Source organism: Modicisalibacter luteus DSM 23508 (genome assembly GCF_000378505.1).
Taxonomy (GTDB): Bacteria; Pseudomonadota; Gammaproteobacteria; order Pseudomonadales; family Halomonadaceae; genus Modicisalibacter; species Modicisalibacter luteus.
This window is the reverse complement of the sequence record NZ_KB899989.1, coordinates 196,305-215,873: the sequence shown is the minus strand read 5'-3', so window position 1 is coordinate 215,873 and position 19,569 is coordinate 196,305. Positions and strand designations below refer to the sequence as shown.

18 protein-coding genes are annotated in these 19,569 nt (G+C 61.8%); 6 read left to right on the top strand and 12 right to left on the bottom strand.

Features of this window, described 5'->3' with window-relative positions; genetic code table 11:
- Positions 1 to 2 precede the first annotated feature (2 nt).
- Entirely contained in the window at positions 3 to 3,287 is a 3,285-nt protein-coding gene (locus tag F568_RS0100990; protein WP_019016834.1) for an AAA family ATPase, read from the bottom strand.
- On the bottom strand, positions 3,284 to 4,519 hold the full coding sequence (locus F568_RS0100985) for an exonuclease SbcCD subunit D (RefSeq protein WP_019016833.1): 1,236 nt from the start codon (positions 4,517 to 4,519) through the stop codon (positions 3,284 to 3,286). The genes F568_RS0100990 and F568_RS0100985 overlap by 4 nt, the downstream gene beginning before the upstream one ends.
- A 209-nt stretch (positions 4,520 to 4,728) precedes the next feature.
- On the opposite strand from F568_RS0100985, the gene F568_RS0100980 reads away from it, so the two are divergent.
- On the top strand, positions 4,729 to 5,151 hold the full coding sequence (locus F568_RS0100980) for a DUF1499 domain-containing protein (RefSeq protein WP_019016832.1): 423 nt from the start codon (positions 4,729 to 4,731) through the stop codon (positions 5,149 to 5,151).
- Positions 5,152 to 5,214: 63 nt separating this feature from the next.
- On the top strand, positions 5,215 to 5,976 hold the full coding sequence (gene nfi / locus F568_RS0100975) for a deoxyribonuclease V (RefSeq protein ID WP_019016831.1): 762 nt from the start codon (positions 5,215 to 5,217) through the stop codon (positions 5,974 to 5,976).
- A gap of 4 nt (positions 5,977 to 5,980) precedes the next feature.
- Here the strand turns inward: nfi and F568_RS0100970 are convergent, their stop codons facing one another.
- Positions 5,981 to 6,871, bottom strand: coding sequence for an aldo/keto reductase (locus F568_RS0100970; protein WP_019016830.1), 891 nt, complete (start codon positions 6,869 to 6,871; stop codon positions 5,981 to 5,983).
- 105 nt (positions 6,872 to 6,976) lie between these two features.
- On the opposite strand from F568_RS0100970, the gene F568_RS0100965 reads away from it, so the two are divergent.
- Both F568_RS0100965 and F568_RS0100960 read left to right on the top strand, forming a co-directional pair.
- Positions 6,977 to 7,525 carry a DUF1415 domain-containing protein gene (locus F568_RS0100965; RefSeq protein ID WP_019016829.1) on the top strand — a complete coding sequence of 183 codons (549 nt, stop codon included), beginning with the start codon at positions 6,977 to 6,979 and terminating at the stop codon, positions 7,523 to 7,525.
- A 156-nt stretch (positions 7,526 to 7,681) separates the two neighbouring features.
- The gene (locus F568_RS0100960; RefSeq protein ID WP_019016828.1) at positions 7,682 to 8,113 is read left to right on the top strand and encodes an OsmC family protein; all 432 of its coding nucleotides are present in this window, start codon (positions 7,682 to 7,684) and stop codon (positions 8,111 to 8,113) included.
- Between the two features lie 74 nt (positions 8,114 to 8,187).
- Here the strand turns inward: F568_RS0100960 and F568_RS0100955 are convergent, their stop codons facing one another.
- The 7 genes from F568_RS0100955 to F568_RS0100925 all read right to left on the bottom strand — a co-directional run bounded on the left by F568_RS0100955 (position 8,188) and on the right by F568_RS0100925 (position 15,918).
- Complete coding sequence (locus tag F568_RS0100955; RefSeq protein WP_019016827.1) at positions 8,188 to 8,811, bottom strand: glutathione S-transferase family protein; 624 nt, start codon at positions 8,809 to 8,811, stop codon at positions 8,188 to 8,190.
- A gap of 110 nt (positions 8,812 to 8,921) precedes the next feature.
- Positions 8,922 to 10,601, bottom strand: coding sequence for a GMC family oxidoreductase (locus tag F568_RS0100950; RefSeq protein ID WP_019016826.1), 1,680 nt, complete (start codon positions 10,599 to 10,601; stop codon positions 8,922 to 8,924).
- A 91-nt stretch (positions 10,602 to 10,692) separates the two neighbouring features.
- On the bottom strand, positions 10,693 to 11,382 hold the full coding sequence (locus F568_RS0100945; protein ID WP_019016825.1) for a gamma-glutamyl-gamma-aminobutyrate hydrolase family protein: 690 nt from the start codon (positions 11,380 to 11,382) through the stop codon (positions 10,693 to 10,695).
- Entirely contained in the window at positions 11,379 to 12,380 is a 1,002-nt protein-coding gene (locus F568_RS0100940; protein WP_026300252.1) for an amidoligase family protein, read from the bottom strand. The genes F568_RS0100945 and F568_RS0100940 overlap by 4 nt, the downstream gene beginning before the upstream one ends.
- Before the next feature lie 71 nt (positions 12,381 to 12,451).
- The gene (locus F568_RS0100935) at positions 12,452 to 13,999 is read right to left on the bottom strand and encodes a cation:proton antiporter domain-containing protein (protein ID WP_019016823.1); all 1,548 of its coding nucleotides are present in this window, start codon (positions 13,997 to 13,999) and stop codon (positions 12,452 to 12,454) included.
- 58 nt (positions 14,000 to 14,057) lie between these two features.
- A complete protein-coding gene (locus tag F568_RS0100930; protein ID WP_019016822.1) occupies positions 14,058 to 15,131 on the bottom strand; it encodes a glycosyltransferase family 4 protein in 1,074 nt (357 codons plus the stop codon).
- A gap of 40 nt (positions 15,132 to 15,171) precedes the next feature.
- Positions 15,172 to 15,918 carry a sulfite exporter TauE/SafE family protein gene (locus tag F568_RS0100925; protein ID WP_019016821.1) on the bottom strand — a complete coding sequence of 249 codons (747 nt, stop codon included), beginning with the start codon at positions 15,916 to 15,918 and terminating at the stop codon, positions 15,172 to 15,174.
- Between the two features lie 127 nt (positions 15,919 to 16,045).
- On the opposite strand from F568_RS0100925, the gene F568_RS0100920 reads away from it, so the two are divergent.
- Positions 16,046 to 17,074 (top strand): succinylglutamate desuccinylase/aspartoacylase family protein, encoded by a 1,029-nt coding sequence (locus tag F568_RS0100920; protein WP_019016820.1) that lies wholly within the window; start codon positions 16,046 to 16,048, stop codon positions 17,072 to 17,074.
- A 36-nt stretch (positions 17,075 to 17,110) separates the two neighbouring features.
- On the opposite strand, the gene dusA is transcribed toward F568_RS0100920, so the two are convergent.
- Positions 17,111 to 18,157, bottom strand: coding sequence for a tRNA dihydrouridine(20/20a) synthase DusA (dusA, locus tag F568_RS0100915; protein WP_019016819.1), 1,047 nt, complete (start codon positions 18,155 to 18,157; stop codon positions 17,111 to 17,113).
- A gap of 101 nt (positions 18,158 to 18,258) precedes the next feature.
- Here dusA and F568_RS25215 point away from each other — a divergent pair, with 101 nt between their 5' ends.
- The gene (locus tag F568_RS25215; RefSeq protein ID WP_019016818.1) at positions 18,259 to 18,417 is read left to right on the top strand and encodes a hypothetical protein; all 159 of its coding nucleotides are present in this window, start codon (positions 18,259 to 18,261) and stop codon (positions 18,415 to 18,417) included.
- On the opposite strand, the gene F568_RS0100905 is transcribed toward F568_RS25215, so the two are convergent.
- Entirely contained in the window at positions 18,414 to 19,313 is a 900-nt protein-coding gene (locus F568_RS0100905; protein WP_019016817.1) for an NYN domain-containing protein, read from the bottom strand. The two genes, F568_RS25215 and F568_RS0100905, sit on opposite strands and share 4 nt — an antisense overlap.
- Between the last annotated feature and the right edge of the window lie 256 nt (positions 19,314 to 19,569).

Genomic DNA, 19,569 nt, shown 5'->3' with positions numbered 1-19,569 from the left:
CGTCATGCCTGCCCTTGAGCAATAACGAGCCGGCTGGCGCCGTTGCCGGCCGGCTCCACGCAAATACGCACCGGGATGCGTTCATGCATTTCCTGGACATGAGAGATCACTCCCACCTTACGGCCCTGCGCTTGCAGGCCATCCAGCGCCTCCATGGCCAGCGCCAGCGATTGCGGGTCGAGGCTGCCGAAACCCTCGTCGATGAATAGCGACTCGATTTTCAATCGGCCCGAGGCCATCGAGGCCAGGCCCAGCGCCAGGGCCAGAGATACCAGAAATGTCTCGCCACCGGAAAGCGAATGCACGGAGCGTTGCTCGTCGCCCATGTCGGTATCAATGATCAATAGCCCGAGGGGGCTGCCGCCGCGTACCAGGCGGTAGCGTCGTGACAGCCCGGTAAGGTGGGTGTTGGCATGCTCCAGCAGGCGCTCGAGATTGTAGGCCTGGGCGATGCGCCGGAATGCCTTGCCATCGGCAGAGCCGATCAGCGAGGAGAGCCTGCCCCAGCGACGCTGCTCAGCGCGCGCCGCGTCGAGTTCTGTCTGCAGCGCACGCATGGCTCGGCGACGGCGGTCGTCGTCACGCAACAGGTGCAGTGTATCGTCGCGTTGCTGCTGAGCCTGCTGCTGGCGGGGCGCAAGCTCGACCTCTTCTCGTTGCAGTGTCGTCGCCAAAGCCTCGATATGGGAAACGCACGCCTCGGGATCGTCGCACAGGGCAGGATCAAGCTGGCCGTGGCGATGTTCCTTCAGTGTCGTAAAGCGCTCCTGAGCTCGCAACTGGCTATCGCGAAGCGACTGGTCGGCCTGCTGTAGCCGGGCGCGCAGTTCGGACTGCGCGGCGTCATCCATGCCGAGTAGCTGTTCCAGTGTCGTGTCGCTGATTGTCGGGTGCGCTTCACGCCATGCTTGCAGCTCACTCTCCAACGTCTCCATCTCGCGTCGAGCGGTAGCCTCTTGTGTGGCGCTGTGTTCGAGTTGCAGGCTAAGGCGCTGGTGCGCCTGACGGGCAGCATCCAGCGTGGTTCGTGCATTGTTCAAGCGCTTATCTGCATCAGTGACGTCTCGTTCCAGCGCGTTACGCCACTGCGCCACATTGGCATATTCGCCGAGCTGCTGTGTCAGCGTTTGGCGCAGTGTGTCCAGCTCGGCGATTCTGGGCGTGAGGCTGGCATCGATCTGCTCAAGCCGCTGCTGCTGCTGCTGGGCCTGGCTATCGAGCCTGCCAATCTCGACGGTAAGGCCCGTCAGCGTTTCGCGCAGTGGCGCCAGGCGCTGCTGATCCTGATCGAACTGGTGCAGGGCTTGCTGCCGATCGTCGCGTTGATGACGAGCGGACGAGAGCTGGGCTTCTAGCCAGTCACCGCGCTGTGCTTCGTCCTGAGCCAGCAGTTCACGGCCTGTCGCCAGGGCATCGAGTGTTTGATACGCCTCCGCAGTGGCACGGGTGGCCTCGTCCAGCGGTTCTTGTCGCTGGGTCAGCTGCGCCTGCAGGGTTCGGTAACGTGCCGTCAGTGCCTGATGGAGTTCGCGAGCCGCCTCGAGTCGCTCGGTGGCCTCGCTCAACTGGCGCTCTTCTTCACGCTCGGTCTGCTCGAGCATTTCCTGGGCTGGCGAGGCGGGTGGCTGGTGGCGGTAGGGGTGCTCGAGACTGCCGCACACCGGGCAAGGCGCGTCTGCCTGCAGTTGGGCGCGCAGCTTCTCGACACTTTCGCTGCGTACGGCACGCAGGCGTTCGATGCTCTCTCGCACTCGTTGCGCCTGTTGCTCCGCTTGCTCGAGGCGTAGCCTGGCGTCGCGGCCCTCTGCAGTGGTCTTTTCCTGCGCCTGACGATCCTGCTGTTGCTGGGTTTCCAGCGCGCTTTGCTGCTGCGTTAGCCGCTGCCAATGCTGCCAGGCGTGGCGGGCCTCTTCCAGTGCCATGAGCCGTTGGCGTGCCTGGTCTTCCGCCTGTTGTAGCGCTTGCCGGTGGTGCGCCGGTGAGCCGTGCTCGCCAAGGCGCCCCTCCAGCTGTTGCAGCTCTGCCTGGGAGTGGCTGTGTTCGTCGCGTTTGGCTGACAAGGCCTGCTGCGTATTTGTGAGGTTGTGCGCAAGTTGTTGACGCTCACGCTGCTGGGCGTCGATGTCCCGGGTGAGATCGTCCAGACGCTGGGCGTGGCGGCTGGCTTCGTCGAGCAGCGGCTGTGCCTGTTGGCGTGCCTCATAAGCTTGGCTGGCCCGGCGTTGGGCAGCGTCGAAGTCGAGCTGGCCGTCCCGCTGCTGACGTTCGGCTTGGTCAAGTGCACGGCGCGTATTTTCCTGCTGATCGAGCAGGTCGGCGAGGTCACGCTTGAGCTCACGCTGGCGCAGGAATCGATGTGCCTGCGGAGCCAGGGCATCGAGTTGAGTGAGTCGGGTGCGCTGATCGGCCAGGGCGGCATGTGCCTTCTCGGCTTGCTGACGGGCGGTTACGGCCTGCTGCCAGCTTTCGCGCAACTGGTATTCCTGCTCGAGCCAAGCACGGCGCGCCTTGAGTGCATCGGCACGGGCCTGAACGGTTTGCCAGGCCTGTTCCGCCTGCTCGGCATCGGCTTCCATGGCCTTGCGCTGTTCGGCGCTGGCTGGCAATTCGCCTTCCAGGCGTGACTCGAGACGCTTGATCTCGTCGCTGGCCTGCCGGGTACGCTGGTAGGCAGCCACTGAGATGCGCGAATAGAGGCCGGTATCGGTCAGTTTCTCCAGCAGCTCGCTGCGAGCATTGTCATCGGCCTTGAGAAAGGCGCTGAACTCGCTTTGCGCGAGTAGCACTGCGCGGGTGAACTGCTCGAAGGTCAGCCCCAGCTTGTCGGGCAGCAGGCGATCGAATTCGCGTTTCTGGCTGGCGAGGACCCGCTCGTCGGGAAGGGCAATCAGTGCCTGTTCCGAGGCTTGCAGTCGGCCTTCCGGGCGGTTCCGGGCGCGACGTACCGACCAGCGGGCGCGATAGTGGCTACCGTCGCGGCCGACGAAATCCACCTCGGCGAAACCCGATGCCGTGCCACGGCGCAGCAGGGTGCGTGGGTCGGCGGTGACCAGTTGTTCTCCCTCGACGTCGGGGGTCTGTGAGTCGCGTGCCGGGGCACTGCGCAGGCGTGGTGTGTTACCGAACAGTGCCAGGCACAGGGCGTCGAGCAGCGTACTCTTGCCGGCCCCGGTCGGGCCGGTAATGGCGAACAGTCCGCTCTCTTGCAAGGGGCCTTGCGAAAAATCCAGTGTGTGCTCGCCGGCCAGCGAGGCAAGGTTCTTCAAGCGAATGGCGAGGATCTTCATTCGTGCTCACTCTCCGCATCGCTATCGATGACCGACTGCAGCAGGTTGGCGAAGTCCTGGCGGGTCGGCTCGTCCGGCAGGCTTCCGTAGCTGTCCTGCCAGGCACGTTCGAACAGCGCCTGGGGGCCAAGGCTTTCAAGGCGCTGCTGGCCCGGTGAAAGGTCGCCTTCGCGTTGAGCGTACAGCGACTGGATGCGTACCAGGCGCACTGCCTGACCGTTCAGGGCGCGCTCGATGACGGCGCGCAGGTCGACTCGCGGCGCATCGAGTTGTACACGCACTTCCAGCCATGGCCAGCGTGAGCGGGGCAGGCGGGTATCGCTTTCCAGCGCTTCGAGTTCACTGACCACGTCATCGAGCGGGGCCGGACCCACGCGTAGCATGTCGACGGCACGTGGCACGGATATGATCTCGACGCCTCCAAGCGTTTCGCCAGCGAGTGTGACCTCGACGATCTGGTGCGGATAATGCGCCTCGGAAAAATCCATGGGCAGCGGGGTGCCGCTGTAGCGGATGCGAGCCTCGCCGACCTGCTGGGGCTTGTGCAGGTGGCCCAAGGCCACATAGGCGATGCACTCGGGGAACAGGTTGGCCGACAGCGATTCCTCGCCACCGATCACGATCGGGCGTTCGCTGTCTTCGGAAACGGCGGCACCGCGCAGGTGGGCGTGGCTCATGGCCACTAGCGCCTGGCCCGGCGCACGGCGTGCCTGTGCTGCCTCGATCAATTGCTGGTGAACCCGGGTGATGCCCGCCACGTAGTCGTCGCCGACTTCGCCGCCGGTAACTTCCGCAGGGCGCAGGAAAGGCAGGGCGAGACACCAGGCGCGTACCTCGCCATCATCATCTTCCAACGGGACCAGCAGGCGATGGGCGTCCAGGCGGCCATCATCGAGCCACACTACGCGGCCCAGTGCATGGGCACGCAGGCGCTTGAGCAAGGCTGCCGGTAATTCGATGCGCGCGCCGCTGTCGTGGTTGCCGGCAATCATTACCAGCGTCAGGCGCGGCAATCGCTCATGGACGGCGACGATGAAGTCGTAGAGCTGCTCTTGGGCGCGCAGCGAGGGATTGACCACGTCGAAGATATCCCCGGCTACCAGTAGGGCATCGGGGCGGCGTGCTTCTAGGGTGTCCAGCAGCCAGTCGAGAAAGCGCTGGTGTTCGTAATGGCGCTCCTGGCCGTGAAAAGTCTGGCCCAAATGCCAGTCGGAGGTATGGATCAGCTTCACGTTATGCTCCCGCCTTGATGCGAGCAGTGTAACAGGGCGACAGGGGTGGCCGAGAGCGAGGTTGCTCTTCTGTGCACCGAGACATGACATTCGCTGACAGCGAAGTGCTCGGTAGGGGCAAGTGGGGCTTGCAGCTTTCCTCCTGACAGACTTGACTGGATAAAGATCCGACAACAAGTCCAAGCGGAGACACGGCGAGGAACCGGCCCATGTTGACTAATCCGATGACCAGCAAGCGCCCCATCAACCTTGGCGTCAGCCAGGGCAGGCTGGCGATTTGCCCGACAACCCATAATTGTGTCTGTAGCCAGGCCGAGGATGAGGCGCACTATGTCGCACCGTTCTCGTCACCCAACATGGACGGCGGCAAGGAGATCCTGGCTCGCCTGGCCAGTGCCCTGCACGCCTGCGAGGAAGCCGAGGTCATCACACAGACCGATACCTACCTGCACGCCGAATGCCATTCGGCCTGGCTGGGGTTCGTCGATGACCTGGAGTTATTCTGGAGTGAGGAAGAGAAGGTTTGCCATGTACGCAGCGCTTCGCGGTTGGGCATGAGCGACATGGGCAAGAATCGGGCGCGTGTCGAGAAACTGCGCACCCTTCTCGAAGGCTGGGGATTCTGCGACTGAGGATTGGCTAGGCGAATAGGCTAGGCTGGGGGGCAGTGTCACACCGCTCAGGATAATGCCCTTATGCCAGATACTCTCCACGATTGGACGCTATCGCCCGAAGATGCCATCGCACTGCAACGTAGCCTGGCGCCACGCGTCGAACGCCGCGACCGGTTGGGCGAGGTCAGCGTTCTTGCCGGTGTCGATATCGGTTTCGAGGACGAGGGCGAAACGACGCGTGCCGCCGTGGTGCTCCTGGCATGGCCGGATCTGGTGCCGATCGAGGAGATCGTCCACCGCGAGCCCACTCGGATGCCCTACATCCCCGGACTGCTGTCGTTTCGCGAAATCCCTGCTGCGCTGGGTGCCTTCGAGCGGCTCTCCCGCCGCCCCGATCTGGTCATGGTCGATGGCCAGGGTATTGCCCATCCGAGGCGGCTGGGGGTGGCCTCGCACCTTGGCCTGTGGCTGGATCTGCCCACTATCGGCATCGCCAAGAAGCGTCTATGTGGACGTCACGGTGAGGTGCCGGAGGAGCGTGGTGAGTGGACCTGGCTGACCGATCGACGGCGCAAGGAAGACCCCGACGATGCGCAGCAGAATGAGGAGGGGCGAGTGGTGATCGGGGCCATGTTGCGCAGTCGCCAAGGTGTCAAGCCGGTCATTGTCTCGCCCGGCCATCGCATCAGCCAGGTCACGGCGCTCGATTGGGTGATCGCCTGCCTCGGTCGTACCAAGCTGCCGGAGCCGACCAGGCTGGCGGATCGGCTGGCATCACGGCGCGGACGCCGCTTCCGGGATGCCAGCAGTCAGGACACCTTGGGGCTCGATGAGAGGGCCTGAACCTTCAAATGATGTCGAGTGGCGGCTTGCGATCCGGGACCGGGAACTCCCTGTCCAGCGTGGCCAGGTCATCTTCGCTCAGGCGCAGCTCCATGGCGGCTGCGTTGGCCTCGACATGGGCAGGTTGCACGGCCTTGGGAATGGCGATGACGTCATGCTTGCCGTCTACTGGGCGGATTGCCCAGGCCAGCAGCACCTGGGCCGGCGTGGCAGCGTGAGCCTTCGCGACGGTACGGACTGCATCGTTGTCGAGTAGCCGCTGGCGCAGCCGTCCACCTTGGGCAATCGGGCTATAGGCCATGGTCGGCAGCCCATGGCGGCGCTGCCAAGGCAACAGGCTGTGTTCGATACCGCGCGAGCCCAGGTGATACAGGACTTGATTGACGGCGCAACGCGGCCCATCGGGCAGGGCGTAGAGCTGCTGCATGTCATCGATATCGAAGTTCGACACTCCGAAGCGCAGGATCTTGCCCTGCTCGCGAAGCCGTTCGAAAGCCTCCCAAGTCTCTTCAAGGGGGATACTGCCCGGCCAGTGCAACAGGTAGAGATCGAGATAATCGGTGCCCAGGCGTGCCAGGCTACTTTCGCATGCTGCAATGGCGCTGTCGCGACCGGCGTTCCAGGGGTATACCTTCGATACCACGAAGGCTTGGTCGCGACGATCGCGAATGGCTTCACCGACGACTTCCTCGGCACCGCCGTCGGCATACATCTCCGCCGTATCGATCAGCGTCATGCCCAGCGCCAAGCCCTGCTGCAGGGCGCGCACTTCATCTCGGCGTGGGGCAAGGCCCTCGCCCATGTACCAGGTGCCCTGGCCAATGGCCGGCAGGTCGAGGGCGGCCAGGTCACCGTCGGCAGCCAGGGCAACGTGGGGTCGGGAATGTTGGGGCATGTCTCTCTCCTGTGCGGCAGTTTTCATGAACCTTGGTGAACTGATCGGGAAAATGCCAGTCCCTGGCGGTGTATACTGCCAACCCATATCCCTAGAGAGCTTGTTATGAATTCCTCGCTCGAGCCGTTGCGCCAGTCCCAAGCCTGGGTCGAGCGTTTCGTGGTGGCACTCGATGTATGCCCGTTTGCCCGGCGGGAAACCGAGCGCGACAGCATACGTTATGTTCCGGTAGACGCTTCCGACGTTGAGCATCTGCTATTGACCTTGATCGAGGAGTGCCGCCACCTTGATGCCTCGCCGCAAACCGAAACCACACTGCTGGTCCTGATCGCTGGCGCTGAAGATTTCGCGCACTATCTCGATTGTCTTGATCTGGGTGAGACCCTGCTCGAGCAGCAGGGTTATGAAGGGACGTATCAACTGGCGAGCTTTCATCCCGATTATGTCTTCGGCGGGACCGCCCCGGACGATCCGGCAAATTACACTAATCGTTCGCCCTGGCCGATGCTGCACATCCTTCGCGAAGCGAGCATCGAGCGTGCCTTGGCCCACTTTCCCCGCCCCGAGCGTATTCCCGAGCGCAATGTCGCGCTGATGCGCAAGCTGGGCATCGAGTCGCTGGCCGCACGTCTGGATGACTTGAAGCGCTCCTGAAGAGGACCTGTCACGGGCATGAGCATGGTCAGAACGCTGCCATCGTCTACAGTGTGTAGGGCGGCAGGCCGCTAAACGCTATCTGAAAATCAGCGAGCGCAGATACTTTTCACGTGTGGCCGCGCATTCTCATCGGTTCACCCATAGGAGGGCAGTATGAGCATCAAGAAAAAGGGCTCCGCAGAATGGCAAGGTAGCCTGAAAGAAGGCAAGGGGACGGTTTCCACCGAAAGTGGTGCTCTCAAGCAGAATCCTTACGGCTTCAATACCCGTTTCGAGGGACAGGCGGGAACCAACCCGGAAGAACTGATTGGGGCCGCGCATGCCAGCTGCTTCTCGATGGCCTTGTCGATGATTCTCGGCCAGGACGAACTCGAGCCGGAAAGCATAAAGACCGAGGCCACGGTGACGTTGGAACAGGATGACAGTGGCTTCACTATCAGCGCCATTCATCTCGAAACACGGGCGCGAGTGCCCGGAGCCGACCAGGCCAGGTTCGAGGAAGCGGCCAACAAGGCCAAGGAAGGTTGCCCGGTTTCCAAACTGTTCAAGGCCGAGATTACGCTAGACGCCAAGCTGGAAAGCTAATCTTCTATTCGCACAGCCAGTACAACGCCGGCCATGGGCCGGCGTTGTCGTGTTCGAAGGGAGTCTGTGCCGACTCAGCTAGTGAAACGCGTGTCGTGAAAGCTGCGCCGCGTCAGGCGAGTATCTTCCCAGGCGGCCAGGGCCGGAAAACGCAGCGGCCATTCGACTTCCGGCAGACGAAAGCGCAGGTAGTCGAGGGCGACGCCAATAACGATATCGTCCAGAGTCAGTTGGGTATCGCCATTGTAACTGTTCCGCGATACGGTCTCGGCCTCGAGACGGCTGAGAATCCTTTCGATGGCGGCTAGACGGCGCTTGCCGAGATGGCTGCGGTCGGCATCTGTGCGACCGGCATACTTGCGGGCAATGACTGTCTGGAAACCGGCATCCACCAGGCCCATGCCGAGGCCGACGCCATGCAGGACCGCTGCCAGCGACTCCCGGGGTAGCAGGATCGGTTTTTCCGTCAGGCTGTCGAGATAGTAGAGGATGGGCAGCGTTTCGGTGATCGAGGTGCGGTCTTCACAGCAGAGCGCCGGCACCTTGGCGCTGGGGTTGACCTCGATGAGTTCTGCATCATCCGCCCAAGGGTCGACCCAATTCAAGATCAGCCTGTCTTCGAGCCCTTTCTCCAGGGCGCACACACGTACGATGCGTGCATAGGGGGACGTGGCGTTGAGAAAGAGTTCCAAGGGCATCGCTATCTCCTGGCCGGTCCTGCCGATAGGGGCACCCTAGGAGGATAGTTGAGAAAATGATGATGCGTTGCCCCAACGCCACGCTTTCTTCTTATACCGGGCCCACGACGTCAGGGATTGACGGCCTCCGAATTGGTACGCGCCGGTGTGGTGTCGCCGATGGCCCTCCATTGTTGCTCCTCGAGGATCATGGCGGCGGCTTTCTCGGCGATCATCAACGTCGGCGAGCAGGTATTTCCCGACGTGATGGTCGGCATGATCGACGCATCGACTACGCGTAATCCTGCCACGCCGTGAACTCTCAGGCGCGGGTCGACGACGGCGTTTTCGTCCTGTCCCATCTTGCAGGTACCTACCGGGTGGAAGATTGTCGTGCCGATGTCACCGGCGGCGCGCATCAGGTCCTCGTCGCTTTGCAACTCGGCCCCGGGCTTGATCTCTTCCGGACGATAGCGCGACAGCGCCGGGGCTGCAGCGATACTCCGGGTCAGGCGAATGGCATCCACGGCGACACGCCGGTCCGCTTCTTCGCTCAGGTAGTTGGGCTGGATGAGTGGCGGTGTGGAGGGGGTAGCGGCGCGAATGGCTACCCGGCCCCGGCTGGCGGGGCGCAGGTTGCACACCGAGGCGGTAAAGGCCGGATAGGGATGCAGCGGTTCGCCGAAGGCCGGTAGCGATAGTGGTTGTACGTGGTACTGGAGATTGGCGCTGGGCTGGTCCGGCGTGGAACGTGCAAATACCCCCAGCTGGCTGGGTGCCATAGTCATCGGCCCGCTGCGTGACAGCAGGTACTGCCAGGCCATGCTGGCCTTGCCGAACCAGGTCCCGGCAATCTCGTTGAGGGTCTTGGCGCCCACGACTCGATAGATCATGCGTAGCTGCAAGTGGTCCTGCAGGTTTTCACCGACACCGGGAGACTCATGCACCACGGGAATGCCGAGTTGAGAGAGCAGTGGGCGAGGCCCAATGCCGGAACGCTGCAGGATCGATGGAGAGCCGATGGCGCCGGCGCTCAGGATGACCTCGCGGGCACGAATCTCCTGCCAGGCGCCGTTCAGGCACACGCGGACGCCACAGGCTCTAGGCATCGCTTCATGCGTATCGAAGATGACTCGATCGACCTCGGCATTGGTGACCAGTGTGAAGTTGGGACGACGCTCGAGCCCTTTGAGGAATGCCTTGGCAGCATTCCAGCGCACGCCGCTGCGCTGGTTGACCTGAAAGTAACTGCTGCCTTCGTTGTCGCCGCCATTGAAGTCCTCTATCGGTGGGATGCCGACCTCGGCGGCGGCCTCGCGGAACGTTTCGAGGATGTCCCACTTGTGGCGTTGCGCTTCCACGCGCCATTCGCCGCTGGCGCCATGCAATGCATTCTCGCCAGCATAATGGTCTTCGCTCTTGCGAAACAGCGGTAGCACGTCCTCCCACGCCCAGCCGGGGTTGCCCATGGACGCCCACTGATCGTAGTCACGGGCCTGGCCACGCATGTAGATCATGCCGTTGATCGACGAACAACCGCCCAGTACTCGCCCGCGCGGGTATCCTAGCGAACGTCCGTTGAGTCCGTCCTCGGTCTCGGTCCGAAAACACCAGTCGGTACGCGGATTGCCAATGCAATAGAGGTAACCCACCGGGATATGGATCCATGGGTAATTGTCGCGCCCGCCGGCCTCGATCAGCATGACGCGGTGGTGCGGGTCCTCGGAAAGCCGTTTGGCGAGTAGGCAGCCGGCGGGGCCGGCACCCACGATCAATGTATCGACGGCGGCATAGGAGTGGGTCAGTGTCATGGCAGCTGTCTTCTCTTGTTATCGTTTCGCTGCTTCCAAGACTAGGCGAGAGTGCCTCGCAGCAAGAGAAGACGTTGGTCGTAGCCGAGGGTCAGTGGGCCTGGGCGCGTTGCTCGGCATGTTCACAGGCGGCACTGACCAAGGCCCGGATCAGGCGCTGCTGGGGCCGATTGAAAATCAGAAATTCAGGATGCCATTGAACGCCGATCAGGAACCGGTAGGCGCGGCTTTCAATGCCCTGGACCAATCCGTCGCGGTCGCGGGCGACGATATCGATGGTATCGCCGGTACGGTCGATAGCTTGGTGATGGAGACTGTTCACCTGGCACCAGGCAACGCCGAGAAGCTCATGCAGGTAGCTTCCCTCGACCACGTCGACCGTCTTGCGTGGCAGGACCGTGCGACGTTTCCTGATGTGGTCGAACGTGGTGTAGATATCGCTGTACAGTGACCCCCCCAAATGCACGTTGATGATCTGCGCGCCGCGACAGATGCCAAGCACTGGACAATTACTTGGCAGCAAGCGCTCGAGCAGGTCGAGCTCGAGAATGTCGCGCTTGGGATCGACCCGCACATCGAGCTGGACTTCGCCGCCGTAGAGCTGGGCACCGATGTCGTCACCGCCACCGATAACCAGCCCGTCGAGCCCCTCTGGCACCGGGCGCGACGGCGACAAGCGTATAGGCTTGCCACCAGCCCGCCATACGGCTAGCCAGTCACACAGCCAGGCAAGGCGGCTCTTGTGGTCCGAGGTCGTGATGCCGATCCGGGGGCGTGTCATGAATCCTTCATCCACTCCTTGAGCCGTTCCAGCCAGCGTGTCACGGAGGAACGGCGATGGTGTTCCAGGTAGGCGTCGCCGCGTTCGGCCAGGCGATCGGGGTCGGCCGCCAGACGTTCGACCTCGACCCAGCGGTTCCACTCGGCGACCGCACTCCAGTCGGGTTGCGAGAGCTGCGCATTGGGCAGACGGTAGTGGAAGGTCGGACGCGGTTTCACCAGTTCATCGGACAGGTACTCGCTCGGGTGATCAGGACGCAGGTGCGCGAACAGCGGATATAGGTCGAGTTCACGGTTGCGTGTAGGGTTGGCGGCGAGGTAATCATCGATCAACGTATCCAGGTCGGGCGCGTAATCGGGGTCGAGTACCTTGAGTGCGTATTCCTTGGTGAATGGATTGGCATGCGGCAGCACTTCCCGCGTGATGTCGATATCGATCTCCTCACGCAGCCACTCAGCCAGAATCAGATAGGCGCGCAGGTGGGCCAGAAGCGAGGCCACGTCGGTACCGGGAACCTCAGGGTTGAGATGCAGACCGAAGCCGTATAGCAGGCTATCGCGGGTATCTCGGGCACCGTGCTGGCGCAAGGCATCGAACAGCAGATCCAGCTCGTTGAGGGCTAGCCAGGGGATTGGTGGACAGACTATCTCGGTTGGCACGACGACAGCCACGGCATCACCAATCAGTTCCCGTGTGCGGTTGTGCAGTTCCAGACGCAAATGCGACAGCTCATCGTCGCTGCCCTTGGCCTCGGCTTTCTGGATGAACTTGGAATCCGGGTGGGCATACTTGGCATCAAGTTCGATAGTGAAGTCACCCCAGCGTGTATCGACGACCTTGATGCGATGAGGGCTGAGTTGCCTGATCTTGCCGCCATAGCTCTCTTGCACCAGCCCGGCAGCAGCCAAGGGCGCAATGGCGGCAAACTCTATCTCCACGCCAACGCGGCGTACGTGACCTTCGCCGCTGCGTGGACAGGGTGGGGCTTCAGGTTTCACACGGCTCTCCTGCCGATTCTTCACCATGGTTCATCGTTGCGGCATCCCTGCGCGAACCACCAATAACTTTATCACGTGGGGTTGAGTCCGTGACGAACATGCTCGGCCAAGCCAAGACCCGCTTCATGCATGGTCAGGTAAGTCTGGTCGGCACCCGCCTGACGGATCAACTCAGCTTCGTCTGCATAAAGGCTATGCGCAACGATGGCGCCCGTAAAGCCATGACTGCGTAACTGACGTGTCGCGAACACCTTCGACTCGGCATCGGGTAACGACAGTACTACCGCCTGTACCCGGCTCAGGTCGACACTGTTCCAGAAACTGATGTCTTCGCCGTCGGCATAGACGACCTGCCGCCCGCCGGCGGTGTGGCTGGTTATCCGGCTGGGGTCGGCATCGATGCCAATGATCGGGATGTTGTCCTCGCTGAGCCGGTCATAGGTCGAGGTACCGGTCCGGCCCATGCCGATGATCAGTACCTGGGCATCGCCCAGCGAGGCCGGCTGCTCATCAGGATGCCACGTATGCGTCTCGAAGCGGATCAGACGAGGCTCCAGGCGCCCGTAGAGGTCATGAGCATAGCGCTGCAGGGGCGAGGCGACCAGGAACGAAAGCGCCACGGCCAGCGCCAGGCCGACCAGCGCGTCGGGAACGAGCGCCGCGGCGACGATCAGGCCGAACTCGCTGTAGCTGGTGAGGCTGACTGCTGTCTGGAAGGCATTGCGTGAGCGCAGCCGAAACAGGATAAGCAGGAAGAAGAATAGCAAGCCCTTGAGCGGCAGAAGAAGGACAAAAGCCACCGCAAAGCCAAGCGATTGCCAGTCGGGCAGGCCGGACATGCCGATCTTGAGGAAGAACCCGACCAGGAACAGCTCCTTCAGTGCCCACAGGGACTTGCCCAGCTCCTGAGCACGCGGATGTTTCGAGACCAGCGCACCCAGCACCAGAGCGCCAACTTCACCAGACAGGCCAAGGGCGGAGAAGCCGGCGCCGCCAACGACGATGGCCAGGACCAGGCCCATCAACATCAGCAGCTCATCATGGCCGCTGGCATCGATCAGGCGGTGCATCACGGGGCGCAGCAGTGGCAGGGCAAGCAGGCCCAGCGCCCAGGGCGAAGGCACCTGACCGACCGAGAAGGCCAGAACAAAGAGGGCAATCAGATCCTGGATGATCAGGATGCCGATCGCTACCCGGCCATGAAAGGCACGCAGCTCCCGGCGGGCCTCCAGGCTCTTGGCTGACAGGACGGTGCTCGAAAAGGCCAGGGCGATACCCAGAATCAGGGCGTTTGACCAGGCAATGCCACCAAGCCAATGCAGGCCAGGGGCGAACACCCCGACGGTAACGGCGAAATGCAGCAGGCCGCCACCGATGACTTCCGGCTGTACCAAGCTCTTGAGCTTGAGCTTCAGCCCGACGGTGAACAGCAGCAGCAACACACCGAGGTGCGCTACGTGATCGAGGATTTCCGGTGTCGAATGGGGCAGGTGCAGAATGTCCTGCAACGGATTGATTAGAAAGCCTGCTGCCAGGAAGCCGATCAGCGCAGGCAGCCCGCAGGCGCGTGCAATCAGGCCGAGCACGAAGGCGAATGACAGGCAGATGACTTCCAGCATGAGCGACTCCGGAGAACGATAAAAACGTCAAGAATAACGCGGCGTTGCGTTGTTGGCCTTAGTCGTGATGCTGCTGGCGAGGCGGGCTCTTCAGGGCGTTGGCGAAGACTTGGCCGATATCTGACCAGGAACGCAGCGAGGAACGAGCCTGTCGGGCACCCTGGCGCAGGCGCTCACGCAGGGCGGCGTCCGTAAACCATTGACGCAGCGAGTCGGCCAGCGCCTGAGGGTCGCCGGGTGGTACACCAATTCCTGCACCGCGGGGCAAGGTGTAGGCCAAGGCGCCGCCAGTGGTCGTGATAATTGGCAGCCCGCGGCTCACGGCTTCGGTGATCACCATGCCATAACCCTCGTAATGCGAGGGCAGCACGAAGAGGTCGGCTTGGTCATAGGACTCACCCAGCTTGTCAGCTGCACGTTCGCCTACCAGTCGAATCCGATCTTCAAGGCCCTTGTCGCGAATACGTGCAGCGACGGCCTCGGCATGGCGAGGGTCGTGTTCGAGCCCACCAATACAGTCACACTGCCAGTCGAATTCGCTTAGCTGGGCCAAGGCATCGACCAGGATATCGTGGCCCTTGCGGGGCGTTAGTGTCGCTACGCACAGCAGCCGTTGGTGGCCGCTTGACGGTTGCTCGACCGAGGCTGCCAGCGGCGCCGGCTCCACGCCGGGCTCGACGACTACCACCTGCTCCGCCGACACCTCGAAATCGGCCAGCCGGTGGGCGGTGAACGGACTGGTGGCAATGACGCGGTTGGCAGCAGCGAGCGCTCGGGTCTCGCTGACCTTGAAGCGGGTTCGTTGTGCGTCGTCGAGGCCGGTTTCGTCCGCCAGTGGATGATGCACCAAGGCTGTGAGATCGAGTCGCTTGGCATGCTTGGCCACGACCTCGGGCAAGCCGCCCATGGCCATGCCATCAATGATGACACTGGCTCCTTCGGGCTGTGCCGCCAGTGCCGATTCCAAAGCCTGGGTTGCCGTAGTGTCGGGTTCGGGAAAACGCCCCTCCAAGCCGATGACCTCTACCTGCCAGCCTTGCTCGCGAAGAGCAGCAGTGACACGGGCGTCGTAGACATGGCTACCGGTCAGCTGGGCAGGGTCGCCAGCCACGATGAAGGTCAGTTTCGGCATATGATTGCTCTCCTTAGCAAAATGACTCAATGATTGGATCCTAGCCAAGCGCCTTGACGATCAGTTGGATGCCGACAACCACCATAGCTACGATGATCAGCCGGTAGAACAGTACCTCATTGACACGATGCTGTAGCCAGAGACCGCTGCGTACGCCGGCCCAGGCGACCGGTACCAGCAATAGCGAGGCACTGGCGCTGGTCAGGTTGATTTCGCCAAGCCACAGATAGGGGCCAAGTTTCATCAGGTTGACTGCCGCAAAGGTTACCACGCAGGTAGCGATGAAGGTTTCCTTGCGTAGCCGGCGCGGAATCAGGTAAAGGTTGATCGGTGGCGCGCCGGCATGGGCCAGGAAACTGGTGAAACCGCAACCGGCCCCGGCAGGGAAGGCCCACCACCGGCTGATGGGGCGTGAGGCGGCTGGCTTGAGCAGCATATAGATGGCGAACAGCAGGGCGATGACCCCCAAGACCAGACGTATCAAGTTTTCATCCAACGTGCCGATCAACAACGTACCTGCAAGCACGCCGACCACTAGCCCCGGTATCAGGCGCTTGACTTCGGTATTGTCCTGGCGCCCCCGCCAGGCCCTGACGCTCAACATATCCATGACCAGTAGCAGTGGTAGCAGCAGCCCGGCTGCCTCGATCGGCCCGATGGCAATCGCCATCAATGGCACCGAGAGCGTGCCAAATCCGCCGGCGAACCCGCCCTTGGAGACACCGGTCATGAAAGTCGCCAGCACGATCAGCGTCCAGGCCAGGGGAGAATAGTCGGGAAGGGGCATTCCAGGTCCTTTGCGAACATGATACGAGGCTGCAGTTTATCAGCCGGCACTGGAAATGGCCGGTTGCGCTCGCCATTGGGCGACGACCCGAGTATAAAAGGAAACACTGTTCTTATAGAGGTAACCCATGGCTCGAGCCCCTTTCGAACTTGCCGGCGTGCGTGTGGCGCCGGGCTCGCGGGCACAGATCGATGTGCCTATTGCCAAGCTCTATACCCATGCGCCGCTACATATTCCCGTCGAAGTCGTTCATGGGCGCCAGCCCGGCCCAGTGCTGTTGGTTTGTGGCGCGATCCACGGTGACGAGATCAACGGCGTCGAGATCGTGCGTCGCCTGCTGCGCTCCTCGGCGATTCGGCGACTCCGCGGTACGCTGATTGCGGTCCCCATCGTCAATGTCTTCGGCTTCGTGCAGCACACCCGATACCTGCCTGACCGGCGCGACCTCAACCGCTGCTTCCCCGGCAGCGAGGCAGGCTCGCTGGGCTCGCGGGTTGCGGCGCTATTTCGAGAGCAGATTGCCGATCAGGCGACCCACATCATCGACTTGCATACCGGGGCCATCCATCGCACCAATCTCCCTCAGGTCCGTGCCCAGCTACAGCAGGGCAGCGAGACTGCTGCCATGGCCGAGGCCTTCGGTGTGCCGGTGATTCTCAATGCGGAACTGCGCGAAGGCAGCTTGCGCGCCTATGCGCAAAGCCGGGGCGTGCCCGTACTGACCTATGAGGCAGGTGAGGCGTTACGCTTCGATGAGTGGGCCATCGCCCCTGGCGTACGTGGCGTATTGCGCGTCATGCGCCAACTGGGCATGCTCGCTGCCAGTCGCCGGCGTAGCCAGCCGCCGGCAGCCGAGGTCGCCAACGGCTCGAGTTGGGCGAGGGCGCCGATCGACGGCATCCTGCGCCCACGAACGCGTCTCGGGGCCCGTGTCGCCAAAGGACAGATATTGGGTGTGGTGGCCGATCCCTTTGGCAATTCTGAAGACGAGATCGTGGCCAATGCCGATGGCATCGTCATCGGCATGAGCAACCTGCCATTGGCCAACGAAGGCGAAGCGTTGTTCCATGTGGCCCGCTTCGATGCTATCGAGGAAGCCGAAAATGCGGTGGAATCGTTCCAGTCGGACTACGAACCGGCGCCGGAAACCCTTTAGCAACATACCTGGCCTGTCCCTGCCGTGGGAGTTGGGTTAGGCCTCGAGGCACGCACGCTCCGGCTCGGGTACCAGCCCCAGCGCATCGTCGAATACCTGCAGTCCGGCTCCTTCACGGTGGGCATGTTCGGAAAGGTGGCGCCGGAAGCGCCGCCCACCGGGACAGCCCTGGAACAGCCCCAGCAGGTGGCGGGTAACATGGTTCAGGCGAGCGCCTTCCTCGAGGCGACGCGTGATGTAGGGACGCAGGGCACAGGCTGCCTGATGGCGTGACTGTGCCGGGCCCGATTGTCCATAAAAAGCTTCGTCGACCGAGGCTAACAACCATGGATTCTGGTAGGCCTCGCGTCCTATCATCACACTGTCGACGTGCTGCAGGTGGTCTCGGCAGTCGTCGAGTGTCTTGAGCCCGCCATTGATACCGATGTGCAGTTCAGGACGACTCATCTTCAGGCGGTGGACACGTGGGTAATTGAGCGGCGGGATGTCACGGTTCTCCTTGGGAGACAACCCCTGCAGCCACGCCTTGCGAGCATGCACGATGAACGTATCACAGCCAGCATCGGCTACCTGCGCGATGAAACGCTCCAGATCGGCATCTTCATCCTGATCGTCGATGCCGATACGGCACTTCACCGTTACCGGAATCGAGACTGCCTCCTGCATGGCGCGAACCGCGTCCGCAACCTTGGCAGGGTATCCCATCAGGCAGGCGCCGATCAGATTGTTCTGTACCCGATCGCTGGGGCAGCCCACGTTGAGATTGACCTCGTTATAACCCCATGCCTCGGCAATGGCCGCGCATTCGGCCAGCTCGCCGGGATCACTTCCGCCCAGCTGCAGCGCCAAAGGGTGTTCGGTGTCGTCGTAGCCAAGAAAGCGAGTCCGCGGGCTACCGTGCAGGATGGCCCCGGTTGTGACCATCTCGGTATAAAGCAACGCGTGGCGAGTCAGTGTCCTGGCGAACACACGGTAATCGCGTGTCGTCCAGTCCATCATCGGCGCGACGGAGAACGTCCTATCCAGCGCAGGCCGCGCGGTGCCAGTATTCATGCCGGTTTTAGCTGTTGCCATCTTGTTCATGACTGTTCATATTTACAGTGGTTTTGCCCTGTTTTACGTCATGTGCTGGTACAAATTTGGTACACAGGGCTTCGGCGATTTGGTACATCGAGGAGGTTCGCTTGGCGACGATCAGGAAGCGCCGCAAAAAGGACGGCAGTTTCTCATACCTGGCGCAGATCCGCATCGGCCGCCATGGTCAGCCTGACTATTCGGAAGCGAGAACGTTCCCTAAGAAAGCGATGGCGGATGAGTGGGCCAAGCGCTATGGATGCTATTAGCGTCTCAGCGACACACTGACCGCACACGGCCCTCTATCGTTTGCCCCGATCTCAAAGCTTACTGGGTCTCCGGCCTTGAGAGCTTCGAAGTCGGTATTCACTACGTCGCCGGAAAAGAAAAATAGGTTGTCTTCGCCGGTTTCTGGGGTAATGAAGCCGAACCCATCCTTGACGTGGTGCACCGTGCCATAGCGGGCCGCTCCGTTATCGCCCTGATCAGCGTATGAGTCTCTGGCCGGGGCGGGCTTCACCCCGCGGGAGAGGAACAGGTTGTCAATGGTGCGATCGTTGCGCAGGGTGCGGTCATCAATCACCTGATGCATAAGCACTGGATAGGTCACGGCATTGAGCAACGCCTGGGCAGTTCGCGTCTCACGTACGCTGCCCCGGTTATCTTTAAAGCGAAAATCCCAGGCAAGCAGCATGACCTTGATGCCCAGCGTATTGAGCTTGCGGACCAATGGCAGGAAGTCGCCGTCACCAGCGATCAGTACCACCATGTCGAAGCGCTTGTAAAAGGCCAGCTCGTACACTTCCAAGGCCAGCCATACATCGATGCCCTTCTCGCCTTCTGCACCCAACGGCAGGTAGTGGGTGGTAACGCCGGCATGCATCAACGCATCGTCGAATTTGCGCTCCTTGAGCAGCACGTCACGTTTCTCAGCGTCTTCGGCGCTCAGGCGCCCTCGGAAGTAATGCGCATCTACCACTTGGCAGTAGTTGGGATCCAGTGACTCCTCAGAGGCTACTCGCTGGCGTATGAAATCATGCAACCCTGAGATACCGATGCGTGCATTGCGCGGATGTTCATACTGGTAATAGTTGCTGACGTGGAAGAAGTAGTTGCCATCGTAGAAGACGCCGATGCGCGTCAAGGCCTTGCCGGTGTTTGCCATGGTGAATCCGTTTTAAGCATGGATAGCATCGCTCTCTTGGAGCCTTGAACACTTGGTATCGGCGACTAGTTGCCCCCGCTTTAACTACGTCAGCTTTGCGGACTGGACCGGGACAGCGGTGGGTGCCGAAGGCTGATCTGCCTCAATACCGTGTGGCAGGTATATTACTAAACCTTCTGTATGTTCTACAGAACCTGTAAGCAATGGCTTACATCACAACGAGCAATTTGACTCATTTTTGCCCGCTGCAAAACAC

Coding starts and splice junctions, on each gene's coding strand:
- F568_RS0100970 (WP_019016830.1), bottom strand. CDS start 6,871: ATGCCCCAACATTCCCGACCCCACGTTGCCCTGGCTGCCGACGGTGAC.
- F568_RS0100990 (WP_019016834.1), bottom strand. CDS start 3,287: ATGAAGATCCTCGCCATTCGCTTGAAGAACCTTGCCTCGCTGGCCGGC.
- F568_RS0100980 (WP_019016832.1), top strand. CDS start 4,729: ATGTTGACTAATCCGATGACCAGCAAGCGCCCCATCAACCTTGGCGTC.
- F568_RS0100930 (WP_019016822.1), bottom strand. CDS start 15,131: ATGCCGAAACTGACCTTCATCGTGGCTGGCGACCCTGCCCAGCTGACC.
- dusA (WP_019016819.1), bottom strand. CDS start 18,157: ATGAACAAGATGGCAACAGCTAAAACCGGCATGAATACTGGCACCGCG.
- F568_RS0100920 (WP_019016820.1), top strand. CDS start 16,046: ATGGCTCGAGCCCCTTTCGAACTTGCCGGCGTGCGTGTGGCGCCGGGC.
- F568_RS0100905 (WP_019016817.1), bottom strand. CDS start 19,313: ATGGCAAACACCGGCAAGGCCTTGACGCGCATCGGCGTCTTCTACGAT.
- F568_RS0100955 (WP_019016827.1), bottom strand. CDS start 8,811: ATGCCCTTGGAACTCTTTCTCAACGCCACGTCCCCCTATGCACGCATC.
- nfi (WP_019016831.1), top strand. CDS start 5,215: ATGCCAGATACTCTCCACGATTGGACGCTATCGCCCGAAGATGCCATC.
- F568_RS0100945 (WP_019016825.1), bottom strand. CDS start 11,382: ATGACACGCCCCCGGATCGGCATCACGACCTCGGACCACAAGAGCCGC.
- F568_RS0100950 (WP_019016826.1), bottom strand. CDS start 10,601: ATGACACTGACCCACTCCTATGCCGCCGTCGATACATTGATCGTGGGT.
- F568_RS0100965 (WP_019016829.1), top strand. CDS start 6,977: ATGAATTCCTCGCTCGAGCCGTTGCGCCAGTCCCAAGCCTGGGTCGAG.
- F568_RS0100935 (WP_019016823.1), bottom strand. CDS start 13,999: ATGCTGGAAGTCATCTGCCTGTCATTCGCCTTCGTGCTCGGCCTGATT.
- F568_RS0100925 (WP_019016821.1), bottom strand. CDS start 15,918: ATGCCCCTTCCCGACTATTCTCCCCTGGCCTGGACGCTGATCGTGCTG.
- F568_RS0100960 (WP_019016828.1), top strand. CDS start 7,682: ATGAGCATCAAGAAAAAGGGCTCCGCAGAATGGCAAGGTAGCCTGAAA.